This is a genomic window from Solibacillus sp. FSL H8-0538, from assembly GCF_038003525.1.
In the GTDB taxonomy this organism is placed as follows: Bacteria; Bacillota; Bacilli; order Bacillales_A; family Planococcaceae; genus JBBOPI01.
In genome coordinates this window covers 879,888-895,546 of sequence record NZ_JBBOPI010000001.1, presented here as the reverse complement: position 1 = coordinate 895,546, position 15,659 = coordinate 879,888, and the positions used below count along the sequence as shown (strand labels likewise).

Here is a 15,659-nt window from a genome sequence, read left to right as displayed (position 1 = left end):
TTATACTCTAAATCCCTTGATATCAAGGGATTCATGAAAAGTGGATTTTCTAAAAATGTAGTAAGTGCATTTCGTTTCGGTTGCCTAACCAGTCAAAATATCGATTTAATAAAATTGTTCGGTTATATAACCAATGGATTTCTCCAGTGAGACAAAAGGAGATAGGCGATAATTTATACTAAGTTCGTTATTCTTTTCAAAATTAATTGTAACTTCTTCAAAATACATTAAGAAAAATACTCTTAATTCATTATCCTTAAATTTAAAAAAGCTTTGTTGTATTAACTTTTTTATAACTTTATCCAGATAGTCATCATTAAGAAGAGATTTCATTTCATCTAGTGTTTCGTTTGTGTAGATTAATTCGTTTTTTAAATGCAGCTGGGTAGTTTGAAAGACCTCGGCTAATAGAGGATTATTCTCAATATCTGCTGCCATCATTATTTGATTATATTGTCCTTTTTCAAGAAGATGCTTTATGTTACCACTTGTTTTAGTAAGGGTAGTAGCCCAATTTTTAAGCTGTTCTTTTGAAGTAGCTGAAAAGTGATGAAGTTGTGTATTCCACTTTTTCTGCAGATCATTTAGTACAACTTGATGGATAGGGATTATCGGTACCGATTTTTTACATCCTGTACATTTATAAATCATATACTTTCCATTTTTACCCTTGGGTGAATTATCCTTCGCTACTAAAAAACAATTGCATTTTTTACATTTTAATATTGAGCGGAGATAATATGGTGTATTCATCGTGCCAACTTGTTTTTTTAAATCATTTATTTGTTTAGATAAATGGAAAGTGGTGGGGCTAATGATTGGTTCATGAACATTTTTGAATAAATCAATTTCTAATTCATTCTTTGGTTTACTAGAATCGTAGCTAGTCCTAACATTCCAAGCTAGATTTCCTGAGTAAACCTTGTTAGAAAGGATGTATCCGATCGTGCTACTATTCCAATACTTCACTTTTTTAGTAGTAATGGTGCATTGGTTTAGGTAATCAGCAATTAATCCATGAGAGTGACCCCAACACGCTAGATGGAAGATTAATTGGACTATTTGTGCATCTTCATTAGGATGTAAAACTCCATCAATCATATCATAGCCAATAGGGGGGCGACTCCCAGGTCTTGTCGGTTGCTCACGATGCAGTAAACTTTTTTGAGCATCTTTTGCGCGAACAGACTTTATTTCTGATTCCTCAGCAGCAATGACAAGCTTTGTCTGCACGATTGGATCATTTGGATTCCACTCTGCTTCAGATTGGGTACTAAAAAACTTAACATGAGGGTACTCCAATTTAATTGGCAAGTAAAGCTCGTTGTAAAAATCAGTAATGCTTCTAGTTAAACGGGATTCTTCATAGAAGCAGATAGCCCCAGCGCCACTCTTAATATCTTCAATAATTAATTGAATCCCTTTACGTTTACTAATATTATTTCGAAATGCACTAGTTGCCTTATCAGCGCGCCATGCAATGATTTGGAGATTCTCTCTTTCGGCTAATAGTTGAATTTGGCTTTTTTGGATTTCTAATGAGTGATTATCATTCTGTTTCTGATCGGAATATCGCAAATACCCAGTAGCGTTTACTTTTGTCATGAGACATTGTCCTCTTTCCCATAAGAGGAAAGGAATAGTTCCACATGTACATATGTTTCATAAACCTTAACTTTATCAATAAGCAATTCAGAAAGTCGCTGAAGGTCTTGCGGTGTAAAATCTAATGTAAGCTGTGATAAAAGTGAGTAAATTTCTATAATTTCATCACCTAATTTCTGAATACTTTGTAAATCCAGTTCTAAGTCATTGTACTTATCTTTTAGTGATTTTATTTTATCTAATAGCCTTGCTATAGCAGGCTTTCTTTTTACATCAATGGTACTTAGAGCTAGTGAATTATTGAGGAATTCAGATTTAGTTACCTCTAATTCTATTTGTAGCTTTTTATTTTCTGCTATGATGCGTTTATAAATAATGCTTCTTAAATGTTTGGCTGAAATCGATTGGATGTGTTCCAATAATGTTTCTTTAACTAAACAATTTAACTCTTCAACGGTGATTGAAAGTCGTTTATGGTTATCACTACAAACAAAGTATCCTATATCAAACACATTTTCTCTTCGATGCTTCATTACATTTCCACACTTCTCGCAATTTGGTGTAACTAAAAATTGGTTGTTAGCACCATCTAAACTTTCTTGATAATAGGAAAAGTACTCATCAAGTTTGGATTTACCTTTAAGGAAAAGGTCTAAATCAATTATTGGTGTTACATGAGGTAATAGCTGATAACCATTTTTTGCTTCATAGTGTCCTGCATAAAATGGATTTGATAAAATGCGAAACAACTTTTCAGGCTTATTAAAACCTTTACGTCGTACCATTAAAAAATTTAGAAATTGCTCACCGTCTTGCACGTTACTAAAATCTTCAAATAATGAAAGAATTAAATCTTTTTTATCCTCATTAATTTGGAAGCGAACTTGTTCATCTTCTTTTATTCGTGTGTAGCCAAAAAGACGCGAAGGATATTGTTTGCGAGCATCTTCCGTACGAGTACGAATATTTTCGCCTTCAAGTTGCCCAAACATTCCATAAAATGCTTCTAGGGCAAGCTTCTTTTTAAAGGGCGGTTCATTACTAGCTGTGTATATAATTTCAACATTATATTTTATAAATATTTTTGTTAAATCCACAAATTCATAAAAGTTTCGAGCTAAGCGATCACGTTTATAAACGATTAGCTTTTCTACTTTGCCTTCTTCAATTAGGCTAATTAACTCGGCCAATTTTGGTCGCTGATCCATTTTCAATTTTGTTGCAGAAACATCGTGATCTGATAGATAAATAATTGATTCCTCATTGCCACTTAAATTAATCGACTCAAGATACCTTTTTGCAGCAGTTAATTGTAATTCAAGATTTTGTGCTGCTGAACTGACGCGCGTATAAATAATTTCAAATTTTCTCATGTAAATTAACCTCTCTTTTTAATCAGTAAAGCTCGTAGTCTGTAATCATCTTTCACAATATGGTCTAATAGCATTTTCTCAATAAAACGTCTAAACCATAGTTCCGATTCAGATGATAGCTCTTCAGAGTAACTGACTTTAATAACTCGATAATTTTCCTTCATTTGATCCCCTCCAGTATGATTTTGTAATAATCATTGCCTGGAGAGGATTTTTTTATACGTTAATTCTCCAAATCTCTTTTTTCGTCTTTATTAAAATCCAACGATAGCTGAACAACATCAGGTAATACCGAAGAATTGTTCTTCCTTGGAATAATAATTGGCTTTGTTTGATATCCTGGAATTTTAAGTTTTCTCATAATTTTGTTCATGGTTTTGTTCCTGTAGGAGAATGAATAAATTAATGATATTTTTAGAGATACCGAAGGATTCACAATGGTCTAAGCACTGTTTATACCATTCAGTATTGTTAAGATACTCTTTTCCCTCCACTTGAAGGACCTCCTTTCTCATTATGATTTGAAGTTGAAAAATACTCTTGGCCTCGAGTATTAATCATTCTATCTTCAGATTTTAATATTCTTATAGTTCAATTTGACTATTTTCCGCTTTGTAACTATTTCCTAATCCATTTTCTGTTTAAGACCGTTTTGCAATTTACTTAATTGTCCTTTCTAAATTTGAAACATTGTAACAGGTGATTTAAGCTGTTCGAATAGATAATTAAAAAATTTTAAATTCATTTGGTATCTTCAAGTGGTCTTGTTGAAATTTGAAGTAATTTATAGAGTATTATTTGTGTTATATGGGAGTCTTTTGAAGAGAGAAAGTTAAAAATAATAAGAAGAATGCCGGATTAGGTTGATTACATATTTCTAAAGATGATGGCTATTCAAACTTAAATAGTTCTAGATAAGGCCATACATCAACTTATTCATCTGAAGCATATTGTAAAAGTTGAAAAGTTCCTATAATCCGCAAAGCTTTTAATTAAGCAAATGGAAGTGGTAAATAAATTACGACTGAAATGTAACAATGAAACAATCTAACTTTGGAAATTTTACACTCTACTTCTTAAAACATAGAAAGAATAAAATATGACTAGTTGGAACGCCGTATGCGATGAAAGCCGCACGTATAATTTTAACAGAGGAAAAGCCAGTGATAACTTCAAAGACTTACCTAAATGTAAAAAGCCGAATTCTTGTAAGGGAAGGTTCTTTGTGGTTGAAGTCATTAAATTAACGAAGCAGGTTAGTAACATAAGCACTTGGTTAGATTGATACCCAAGTATAAAATATGAGACCTTTAAAGGATTTCTTTTTTAGCTAACTCGATGTTTAGCTTCCAAAGTATTAAGAGTTTAAACCAAGTTGAAGAAAAATATCATGTACATCAACATACGATCTTTACCACCGATTTTGCCATCAGCAATTCACAATAGTGTAATAAGAGAGAATTTAACGGTTTTTCCCGTTGCAGGATCATCCAAAAGTCGAATACTACCATGCTACCTCTCAAATATAAAATAAACCGCTACTTGATCACCTTCAGACATTATGGATTTAATCGGCATTTTGAAGTTAGGAAGGCATCCAAATTTTTTCTTTTAGATTCTACAAGTCCTTCTACACTGGAAATGGCGTATCAATTTGTTGATACAAGTAATTCCGTATCTTTCGAGTTTATTATTCTAATACAATTGCAATCACCTATGAAGGTGCTTGTTCTGTATTAAGAATAGTATTAGAATTATAGATAGGAAAATATTCACAGGTAAGATTTAATAGAAAAGTTAATATGGGGAGGTCGAAAATTGGATAAATATAATATGCACTTACTTGGATGGAAAGCATTTGAAAATCTTTGTACTAATATCATGCAACATATATTTGGTGCTACCTATACGCCTTTTTCAGAAGGTAAAGATGGAGGCAGAGATGGTTTCTTTGAGGGTGAAGGTAAATTAAATGTTAATGATAAACCACTCAAGGGGAAGTTTGTCTTTCAATGTAAACATACCTCTAAAATAGATAAAAATTTTACCCTATCTGCAGTTAAAGATGAAATTCCAAAAATTACTGAGCTTGTAAAGAGCGAGGGGGTAGAACATTACATAATATTTACCAACTATAACCTTTCGGCTGGCAACGACGAGGAAATAAAAAAGGAGTTTCTTAAGATAAAAGGCCTCAAAAGTTGTACAACTTTAGGACGGGAATGGTTCGAATCAACTGTTGATGCCCATAAATTCTTAAGAAGACTGGTTCCTAGGTTATATGGAATTGGAGACTTGTCTGAAATTATTGATGAGAGAATACATAAACAATCAAAAGAATTGTTAGAAGAACTTCAAGCTAATGTTTTATCCTTTGTAAGCACAAAATCTTATCAAAGTGCTTTAAAAGGAATTGTAGATAAAAGATTTGTAATTTTACTGGGTCCTCCAGCCGTTGGTAAAACAACAATTGCTGCTACTTTATGTATGACAGCTATAGCTGAAGATGAATCCCGTGAAACAATTATTTTAAATGATGCAAGTGAGTTTAGAAAACATTGGAATCCAGAAGACCCTCATAAAACGTACTGGTTCGATGATGCCTTTGGAACAACCAATTTAGATAACTTGTTGCTAAACCAGTGGGACCGTAACTTTCCTCTACTAAATGTTGCTTTAAAAAAAGGTGCAACATTTATCTTTACGAGTAGAGATTACATTTTTAGAGAGGCGCAGTCAAAAATAAAGGAAAGTGTATTTCCTCTACTATTTGACTCTCAAGTTCATATAAATGTACTAGATCTTACCAAGAATGAAAGAGAACAAATACTTTATAATCATATTAAAAGTGGCGATTTAACTAAGGAAATTAAGGGGGAATTGAAACCTTTTTTAGAAGAGGTAGCAGCTAATGAAAACTTTTCCCCTGAATTGGCAAGAAGACTAGGAACTTCAATTTTTCATAAGGATTTATCTATGAATAGGGAATCATTGAATGAGTTTTTCTCTAAGCCAGTTCGGTTCTTTGAAAATGTAATAGATTCACTTGATGAAAATAAAAAAGCTGCTCTTACTCTTATTCTCCTGCATGGTAATCAATTACCTAGCCCAGTAAGAGCGGAGAATATTGATAAAACATTCCAAGAATCGTATGCCGTTAGTTTACCTGAAATCAGAAATTCTTTAAATATTATGAAGGATAGTTTAGTTAAATTATCTATTGTTTCTGGTAGGCAAATGTGGTCTCTTTTTCATCCAAGTATGTTGGACTCACTTCAGATGATCTTAGCTAGAAATACAGAGATGCTTGAATTATTTCTTATTGGAGCAAACAATAGAACAATACTGCGGGATGTTTCTTGTCTGGATAAAGAGCATAAAATTTTCATTCCTCAAGAGTTTTGGGATTTACTTACTGAGAAATTATTTGAACTAAATATGTATCATTTTGAAAAAGAAACCCTAATAAAATTTTTCCTTCACGAAACACCTGATGACTTCCTTGGTTGGTTTAGTGAAGAGAAATATAAGTATCTATCTCATTTAGTACAACAGCCTTTCAGACAATTTGACTTTGGGTCTGCATATAAATTTGCAACTCGATTGGAGAGACTAGGATTAATTAATGAAGAATTGAGAAGTGTAATTGTCGAAGATGTTAGAAGGATAGCAATTGCTAGACGGGACTCAACTTACTTATCCAATGAAACAATACGATTGTTTTTAACTGATGGAGATGTTGACTCGATTTTGTTAGAATTTAAAGAATTAGGTGCAGAATATTTTATGGAAGAGTTAGAGTCATTATTTGACAATATGGATGATACAGATGATTTTGAAGAAATTTATAGTGAATGGTTTCACTCTGTAGAATTATTTTTGAATGAAATTAATAGACGTTCAATATTGACTGTGGAAGAAGAAGAGTGCTTTGATAATATTTTACATGAAGCATCTTTGAAATTAAGCGATTATAAGTGGGAGCTACAAGGAAATCAATTTGAAGAGGATTATGATGAAGAGGATTTCTCTCACTATGATGTATATGAAACTCAGCATAGTGGTAATATATTCTCAGATGTAGACGAATAAAATCTAGGGTTTTTAAAGAGCGTACAATTGATAATTGGCGAAATCATTCGTATTGTTATTGCTTTTGCTCCGGGTGTAAGTCACTTGAGAATTTCATCATTTAAGTGCGAAAAGCTATAATACACCTAAGATGTCCTTGTATATAGCGGAAAGGCTAGAAAGTTATATATAACATCATAATTTATATCTAGATAAACCTTTATTATTAAGCAAGGAGCAAGCCGATAAGGATTGGGGTTTTTAAAAGCCAATAAGAAAACTTATTGGCTTCAGAGCTAGATAATCATATTATAGGAGAAATATTATCATTATGAACTTTTAAATTCATAAACTCAAATCCAACATCCCAAATATATGTTGCTATTTTTAATAATTGATAACATATATTAGCAAATTCAATTAAATAAATTTCCGAACCCTTATAAGCTATTTTTTGCGAGTTTTGTTCGTATTTATAGTTGTTATGCCCAATTGCATTTCTTAAATTAGCCTCTAAATTCATACTTATAATTGTACTAATGGTATTATCTTTATGAGCAAGAACTTTTAATCGATTTCCCTTTGTTAATTTTCGATAATCACTTAGATTATTTAAGGGGGGGAATTTATTGAACTTCATTTTCGGAAAAATCTCATGACTCCCTTTATTAACATAGTTATCTATAATTAATAGTAATTCAGAGCATTCCATAATGGATTCATAAGCAAATAAATAAAATTTATCCAACTCGTCAATTGAGACAGTTGTCAGTCCTTCAAATTCTTTTATTGCATCTAGATCTTCAGAATTACCCTCCAAATATATGACAGGAAGAAAAAATCTGTAATTTTTAATGAAGTTATTTATAATCTCAAATGCTCTTTTTAAAATTTGTGATATATCATCTTCAGTAAATGAATTAATGAAGGAGATATAGTTTGATTCATTTTTTGTTCTTTGAATTGATATAGTCTTGAAAATATCCTCCACACTCATATTGTATATGTTATTGAATTGGTTAAAGCTCCTAGGAATTGTGGCTACTAAATCGCGCACACTTCTAGGTAGTTCATATTCTTGTATATTAAAATATGGACTGACTCGCAATTTAGTTATTTCTTGCTCAATAAATTCTTCTCTGTTGTTGAAAAATAAGTTGGTAATACGTTCTATTATTCTCCAGTCATTTTCAACAATTGCTGGAATTATATTTTGCAACCTTGTGAAAGTATCTAAATCCGATGGTCTATGCTTAAGGAATGGAGAGATAGAAGTAAATAAATTAAATTCCTGACTATCTTCATGTAATAGCATTTTAGTTGCTGGGAACTCTCCAGATAGAATTATTAAAAATTCTGGTTTAAAGTTATAATCCTCTATAATATTAACATTATCGATTTTTATATCCCATCTGTCTGGTAATCTTTTAATTTCACCAGAATTCCTAGTTAAACATACGGGACAATTAAAATATATCGGATATTTGTCTAATTGACCTTCTTGAAATTTCAAATTTATATTTGAAGAGCATATGTCACATTGACTGGATATTAGTCGGACAGCTATTTGAAAAACCCCCATTAATTATATTTATATACATTATAATACAATCTGGTTTTTTTGAGAAGGAGTGAGGGTGCCGGAATGGAATGGAAACAGATTCGGGCAACTTCTTTAGATGGAAAAATGGTTTTATTAAAGCATAAGGGGCGCACTAGCCATTAGACATGGAACGAACTTATCTAGACATGATTTATTGTACCAGTAAGCTAGTTAAATGGGTGTGACTTAACCAAACGATGCAATCAGGTCCATTGCTCCATATTAATGTTTTTCATAGTTGAAGACTTAGGGATTGAACTTTATCCTCTATAAAAAATTTTAACTATCCAAATATGGAGGAAGGAATTGAACCTTTTACGAAATGAAAATAAAACCCGCAAATATCTACAAAAAGCGCTAGGAAGCATTCAAGCAAATTTATATTTCATTCCGGACATAGTAAAGAATTCTATATCAAACTGAATCAAGAGGAACTAGATCCATTTGGCACCCCCTAGAGCTTGCATAGTATAAAAGGGTTGCCCTTATGCAAAGGAGTGGCTGAAGTGACATTACGTATAATTAATATCTAATTATGTTTAAAGGATTATAAATTTATGGTTTATTGGTTTAAATATAAAAATAGAGAAGAGACATTAATATGAATGATACAATAATTAAACATTTTAATGAAGGGCATAGTTTGAAAGAAATTGCTCGTAAATCTCCGGAGAATACTAAATATTATAAATTGGCAGCTGAAGAATTTAAGAACGCCGGTGAAATATACCTGGATTTGATTAAGGATATAGAGTCAATACAAGATAAATTAAGTCATACAGCTTATGCAGAATATTATTTATTTGAAAAAGAACATTGTCTCTCGGCTTACTTCTATGAAAATAGAGATATTCAAAGCGCTATACAGCATTATAGAAACAGTGATATCCACATAACAAATGCGATTAATAGTTTAAAGAAAACAAAAAGAGATATAAAATTAGAAAATCAATTAAATGTGTGGGAGTTTTTTTTGAATACAAATAAAGCGCAATATAGTGGAATGCTAGCACGAAAAGCCTGGGATAATGGTGATTCAGTTAAAGCTTTAGACTATTATAAAGAGGCATTAGATCGAACTGAACGGATGGTAGAGGAAGTTGATAAGAAGGTAAATCAAGGTGCTTTAGATTTAACATATAAAAGAATTACTATGGGAAATTCTTTTGGAATGAGGGCTAATATAACATCAGCCATGACTAAAATTATTTTAGATCACAGTACCTCCCATAAAGATCTTTCGAAAAATGAGTTGCTCAATTTAATTAAGTATATTTGGGATGCTTATTGTTTATCTCAAAGGGCCTTCGAAACAAATCCTGAGTGGAATCAATACCTGAAAGGGCAGGAAATTAATTTTGATAATTTAAAGGAGATTTTAAAAGAAAATAAACATTTGTGGGCTGATTTATATGTAAAATTTGAAAATGAGAAGGAGTTTATAAAGCTTATGAAAATTATTGATCCAAAACAAACTAATAAACTGACAAGTGAATATTCTTTTCAAGATAATAAATTAGTGAAGCTATGGTCAATCGGTAGTTTTTTTTTATTGGCCTTTGGGTTTATTATTACCGGATTAACAATCGTCAGTAATGTTATCAGTTCCTCATGGCTCATTTTGTTAGTATTTATTTTTGCAGAAGTATTTCTATTAATTATTGGTGCTTTTGTTATCCGTACTACAGGTGACCTTACGGAAGCTAGTTTTTTGAAACTAATTAACATGGCTTTAAATCAGCAATTTGGATTTTTAAGAAGATTTAATCAGAAAAGTTAATTTTGAGTTCATACATTCCACGCAGGTAAAGTGTGTGAACACATGTTAACATAGTTACAATGAATCGAAGTGTCTCATGAGTTGAGCAAACTTGTGGAAGGCTTCGATTCATTTTTTTCGTGAGATTTGATCATCTGAATAGAACTTGTCTATAATTTGATCAAGTGTTATACCGGTCTCTGCTAAAAGTGACGTATGTTTATGATGCGAGCGGTGCGGTGTTAAGTCTGTATTCAAATAGGCAAGTACTAGTACCTCTCCTCCCTTACATGAGGACTGCGGATAATTCTTCCCAAGTAAGCCTCTTTTTCCGCGCCATCCCATTTGACATTAATTCCTCTGCCACATATTGTGATGCGTTACAAAACAGGAGCTACTCATTATGTAACATCTCCATTCAATATGTAGTGATGTTTTTTGTACCCTTACGCAAACGCAGTTGCAATATTAGCAAAATCAATATTTTGAATAAGCGTTAAATCATTTTGCGGATCAATACCATGTTTCTTTAAGACAAATTCTCCTGCCATTTGTGGCATACCGCCCTTACGTTGACCAAGGAATGTAGACCCTTTTAACATATCCCATGAAAAATTATCGATTTTTTCACGCGCTACTAAAAATGTGCCATCTGTTTGTGTAAGCTGAGCAAAGTTTTTTATTGGGTCGTTTGCTCCTTGAGCTGTTACATAAATAGAGGTTTCAGAACCAACAAGTGCCACATCAATGCCCCCCGATAACAGCGCCGTCATTGTTTTATCGCCACCAGGAATTGTTTTTAAATCCACTTTCAAGCCTTCTTCTTCAAAAAAGCCTTTTTCAATGGCTACATATTGTGGCGCATAAAAAATGGAACGTGTAACTTCACCGACACTGACGTCTTTTAGTTCTTCCTTTCCACACGCTGCAAGAAGAACGAGCACCATACATGTAAGAATACCAATGAAACTCGATTTTCGAATGCTCTTCATTCCATTTCCTCCTCAACTTAGACATTTCTTTCTAGAGTAGGTTATGTATCACGAAAATAAAGTGTGAATCGAAATGAGAAAAGACATTTGCTCCCACTCCTCTTAATCTGTTAGAAAGACACATCTCGCCCAAAATAGGGTGAGATGCTGTTCTTACTTATGTAAATAAGAATGTTATACGTTCTTATCGACTAAATAAAAACTGCACCCCCATTATTAGCACAAACTAATAATGGGGGTGCAGTAAATAAATTTATTTAGTTTTACGCTTGCTTTTGTTCACGTTTCTCACGCCATAAACGTGATTTATACGTAATTAAAATTAAGACAGCAACTATTAATCCTTCAATCATTGGTAAAAATAGCGCTAAAAAGGTTAGCACGACACACCCTAAAAAAAGGAAGATGTAAATAATAATATTTTTACCTAAAGGCAATTGCTTTGCAAAACCAAGCTTATACACGAGTGCAGATAGTAAAAACACGATAATAAATGTCACATACCCCGCCATTTCATAGCTTGATAGGTTCTCATAAAGATAACGCGTAGTTCCTGACATGCGTCCGAATACAAAATCATTTTCGCCAGTACTTGTTGTAGGTGCAGATGCTTGAATGAAATTTAATGTGCCAACGAATGTAGACAGCATATTCAATATAGTTCATCCTTTCCCCAAAAACTGAATTATTTTTCTAACTCAGCGTTCTTTTTCTTTTTAGCAATACGCTCACGTTCATTTTTATCTAAAATTTGTTTACGTAAACGAATGTTTTCTGGTGTTACTTCAAGATACTCGTCGTCACCTAAATATTCAAGAGCTTCTTCAAGAGTTAGGATACGAGGCTTTTTAATTACGTTCGTTTGGTCTTTGTTCGCTGAACGGATATTTGTTTTTTGTTTCATTTTTGTGATATTTACAGTGATATCAGCGTCACGAGTATTTTCACCAACGATCATACCTTCGTAAATTTCAGTACCTGGTTCAAGGAATAAAGTACCGCGGTCTTCAATACCCATCATACCGTAAGTAGTAGCTTTACCAGTTTCCATTGAAACTAATACACCTTGGTGACGTCCGCCTACTTTACCAGAAACTACTGGTTGGTAAGAATCGAATGTATGGTTGATAATACCAAAACCTTTAGTAATAGACATGAACTCAGTTGTGTAACCAATTAAACCACGAGCAGGTACGTTAAAGATTAAACGAACTTGTCCGTTACCGTTGTTAACCATGTCTAACATTTCACCTTTACGGTTACCCATAGATTCGATAATAGAACCTACGCAGTCTTCTGGAACGTCGATTTGTACACGTTCAATTGGCTCACATTTTACGCCGTCAACTTCACGGATAATTACTTGTGGTTTAGACACTTGTAATTCGAAGCCTTCACGACGCATGTTTTCGATTAAGATCGATAAATGAAGCTCACCACGACCTGAAACTGTCCAAGCATCTGGAGAATCCGTATCTTCTACACGTAAAGATACGTCAGTTTGTAACTGTGCACGTAAACGCTCTTCAATTTTACTTGAAGTTACCCATTTACCTTCGCGACCTGCGAATGGAGAGTTGTTTACTAAGAAAGTCATTTGTAAAGTAGGCTCATCAATGCGTAATGGCGTTAACGCGTCTGGGTGGTCTACCGGACAAACTGTTTCACCAACGTTGATGTCCTCCATACCAGAAATAGCGATTAAGTCACCAGCTTTAGCTGATTGAATTTCTTCACGTTTAAGACCGAAGAAACCGAATAATTTAGTTACACGGAAGTTTTTCACTTTACCGTCTAATTTCATTAATGAAACTTGTTGGCCTACTTCGATTGTACCGCGGAATACACGACCAATACCGATACGTCCAACGAAGTCATTATAGTCAAGTAATGCTACTTGGAATTGTAATGGATCTTCTGAGTTATCTACTGGTGCTGGAATTGATTCGATAATTTGTTCGAATAAGCACTTCATGTTTTCTTCTTGTTTTGATGGATCTGAATCAAGAGAAGCAGTACCATTTACACCTGAAGCGTAAACTACTGGGAAGTCTAATTGATCGTCATCAGCACCAAGCTCGATTAATAATTCAAGAACTTCGTCTACTACTTCTAAAGGACGAGCTGAATCTTTATCTACTTTGTTTACTACTACGATTGGTGTTAAGCTTTGTTCTAAAGCTTTTTTTAGTACGAAACGTGTTTGAGGCATACAACCTTCATATGCATCTACTACTAATAGAACGCCATCTACCATTTTAAGGATACGTTCAACTTCACCACCGAAATCGGCGTGTCCAGGTGTATCTAAAATGTTGATGCGTGTGTCATGATAGTTAACAGCTGTATTTTTGGCAAGGATTGTAATCCCGCGCTCACGCTCGATGTCGTTAGAATCCATTGCGCGTTCTTCAACGTGTTCGTTTGAACGGAAAGTCCCTGATTGTTTTAATAATTGGTCTACTAATGTAGTTTTACCATGGTCAACGTGCGCGATAATTGCGATGTTACGTAAGTCTTGACGTAAATTTGTCATTATTCCACTCCATATTCTTTTTTCGTATGTTTAACTGTGATATTATAGCACAAGAAAGATGAAATGTCTTTTCGGAAAATTTATGTTCAATTTTTTATAACATATTTACTTATTTTGGGGAGGATTAAAATGAATAAAGCAAAAGTAGTTATGTTCATTTATACACTCGCAGCCATTTTATCAATGATGGGTATCGGATTTTCTGTTGCCTTAATCGGAATGATTGGGACAGATTTTGATATGTTAGGTTTTATCGGCATAGTTGCTTGTATTATTGCGATGTGTTGCATCTTTATTATGGGCTTCAAAACAAAACGGAAATTCCGTGAGCAAGGTCTTCTATAATGTTAGAAAGACACATCTCGCCCAAAATAGGGTTAGATGCTGTCCTTACTTATGTAGATAAGTAAGTTATTCCTACGCGTCTACAAAAAATGACTTCGGCGCAAGCTACACCGAGGTCATTTTTTATTTTTCTTCTATATACTTGTCCAAGATTAATTGATGAATATGAGGATTGGCAATAATGAATGTATCATTGGATAAGAAATCAAACCATTCCCCATGTAAATTCGTTGCTATTGCGCCAACTTCTTTAGCAATAATTGTTCCACCGCCAATATCCCAAGGTGCAAGGCGCATTGAAATATACGCATCCAGCTTGCCACTCACCACAAAGGCAATTTCCATTGCAGCAGAGCCATACGAGCGTGTCCCTCGAACTGCCCGTACTAATTCGATCAATTTTTCATGGTTAATTTTAGGATTCGGCGTCACCCAGCTTGCATTTATCCCAATAACCGCTTCTTCAATTACGACAGGCTGTAGTTTGCGCAATGGGGAGTCATTATACCAAGCACCCTCACCAGCAATCGCATAAAATAAATCTTCGCGCATTACATCAAATATGTACCCTAGCTTACCAACACCGTCTACAAACAGGCCCACTGAAATCATAAAATGTCGATGTTGCTTCACAAAATTCATCGTCCCATCGATCGGATCAATAATCCACACAACGCCATCTAAATTATCAACCTTTTCCCCCATTCCCTCTTCACCCAGAATTCGATAAGATGGATCAAATGTTTTAATGCGTTCAATAAAAAATAACTCTGTTTCGCGGTCAATATTTGTTACTAAATCATTGGCACCTGATTTCGTTTCAATTTCTAAATCATAGGAGAACGATTCACGGATGCGTCTCCCCGCTTCAAAAAGCATGTCTTTTGCAAATTCATCTAAACGTTTAAAATCCACCTAGCATCCACCTTTCAACAACAATATATATAAATTTACCACATTTAGTTAACTAAATATTCTATATATATCAGTTAGTATAACAAAAATCACCTGCTGTCCGAATATCCAGCAAGTGATTTTTTATTTTGGTATAAACTTTTTATTACGCATATGCATGTAAACCTTCAAGCTCACCCTGAATTTCCGTTAGACGCTTTTTCGCTTTTTCGATATCAGAAATATTTTGCTCGTTCATCGCAGAATAAAGAGAAGCAAGTTCATAATCCAGCTCTAAACGTAAAATTTCTTCGTATTGCTTTTCAATATCAACTTTGCGTATAATTTTAATCATCTGTTTCATTAAAATCACTTCCTTATTATTTTTTTGAAAAACTTTTTGTCATTCTCGAAAGTTTTTGTTATCTGATTTTTTCCCAAAAAGTTAATAAAATAAACATATAAATCGAAAGGAGTTATC

At 33.5% G+C, this 15,659-nt stretch carries 11 protein-coding genes and 1 pseudogene; 3 read left to right on the top strand and 9 right to left on the bottom strand.

The genetic code is table 11. From position 1 onward, the window contains the following. Positions 1-105: 105 nt before the first annotated feature. Genes MHH87_RS04050 through MHH87_RS04040 form a run of 3 tightly spaced genes read right to left on the bottom strand, consistent with a single transcriptional unit; the run spans position 106 to position 3,142 of the window. Positions 106-1,605 (bottom strand): recombinase family protein, encoded by a 1,500-nt coding sequence (locus MHH87_RS04050; protein ID WP_340748048.1) that lies wholly within the window; start codon positions 1,603-1,605, stop codon positions 106-108. Next, entirely contained in the window at positions 1,602-2,978 is a 1,377-nt protein-coding gene (locus MHH87_RS04045; RefSeq protein WP_340748047.1) for a recombinase family protein, read from the bottom strand. The genes MHH87_RS04050 and MHH87_RS04045 overlap by 4 nt, the downstream gene beginning before the upstream one ends. A 5-nt stretch (positions 2,979-2,983) precedes the next feature. Then, positions 2,984-3,142: a hypothetical protein gene (locus MHH87_RS04040; protein ID WP_340748046.1), complete on the bottom strand. Its 159-nt coding sequence runs from the start codon at positions 3,140-3,142 to the stop codon at positions 2,984-2,986. 1,654 nt (positions 3,143-4,796) lie between these two features. Between MHH87_RS04040 and MHH87_RS04035 the strand changes: the two genes are divergently transcribed. Further along, the gene (locus MHH87_RS04035; RefSeq protein ID WP_340748045.1) at positions 4,797-7,070 is read left to right on the top strand and encodes an nSTAND3 domain-containing NTPase; all 2,274 of its coding nucleotides are present in this window, start codon (positions 4,797-4,799) and stop codon (positions 7,068-7,070) included. A gap of 283 nt (positions 7,071-7,353) precedes the next feature. Here MHH87_RS04035 and MHH87_RS04030 read toward each other — a convergent pair whose 3' ends face one another. Then, positions 7,354-8,562: a hypothetical protein gene (locus MHH87_RS04030; protein ID WP_340748044.1), complete on the bottom strand. Its 1,209-nt coding sequence runs from the start codon at positions 8,560-8,562 to the stop codon at positions 7,354-7,356. 691 nt (positions 8,563-9,253) lie between these two features. Between MHH87_RS04030 and MHH87_RS04025 the strand changes: the two genes are divergently transcribed. Then, on the top strand, positions 9,254-10,432 hold the full coding sequence (locus tag MHH87_RS04025; RefSeq protein ID WP_340748043.1) for a hypothetical protein: 1,179 nt from the start codon (positions 9,254-9,256) through the stop codon (positions 10,430-10,432). Positions 10,433-10,860: 428 nt separating this feature from the next. Here the strand turns inward: MHH87_RS04025 and MHH87_RS04020 are convergent. The 3 genes and pseudogenes from MHH87_RS04020 to typA all read right to left on the bottom strand — a co-directional run. Next, positions 10,861-11,403, bottom strand: a pseudogene (locus MHH87_RS04020) (ABC transporter substrate-binding protein); the annotation flags it as partial. A 263-nt stretch (positions 11,404-11,666) separates the two neighbouring features. Then, positions 11,667-12,053 carry a YlaH-like family protein gene (locus tag MHH87_RS04015; RefSeq protein WP_445683114.1) on the bottom strand — a complete coding sequence of 129 codons (387 nt, stop codon included), beginning with the start codon at positions 12,051-12,053 and terminating at the stop codon, positions 11,667-11,669. 35 nt (positions 12,054-12,088) lie between these two features. After that, positions 12,089-13,939 carry a translational GTPase TypA gene (gene typA, locus MHH87_RS04010; RefSeq protein ID WP_340748041.1) on the bottom strand — a complete coding sequence of 617 codons (1,851 nt, stop codon included), beginning with the start codon at positions 13,937-13,939 and terminating at the stop codon, positions 12,089-12,091. 129 nt (positions 13,940-14,068) lie between these two features. Here typA and MHH87_RS04005 point away from each other — a divergent pair, with 129 nt between their 5' ends. Beyond that, positions 14,069-14,284 (top strand): DUF5325 family protein, encoded by a 216-nt coding sequence (locus MHH87_RS04005; RefSeq protein ID WP_340748040.1) that lies wholly within the window; start codon positions 14,069-14,071, stop codon positions 14,282-14,284. Between the two features lie 123 nt (positions 14,285-14,407). Here MHH87_RS04005 and MHH87_RS04000 read toward each other — a convergent pair whose 3' ends face one another. Beyond that, the gene (locus MHH87_RS04000; RefSeq protein ID WP_340748039.1) at positions 14,408-15,199 is read right to left on the bottom strand and encodes an inositol monophosphatase family protein; all 792 of its coding nucleotides are present in this window, start codon (positions 15,197-15,199) and stop codon (positions 14,408-14,410) included. A 145-nt stretch (positions 15,200-15,344) separates the two neighbouring features. Then, entirely contained in the window at positions 15,345-15,542 is a 198-nt protein-coding gene (locus tag MHH87_RS03995) for a hypothetical protein (protein WP_340748038.1), read from the bottom strand. Positions 15,543-15,659: the final 117 nt, after the last annotated feature.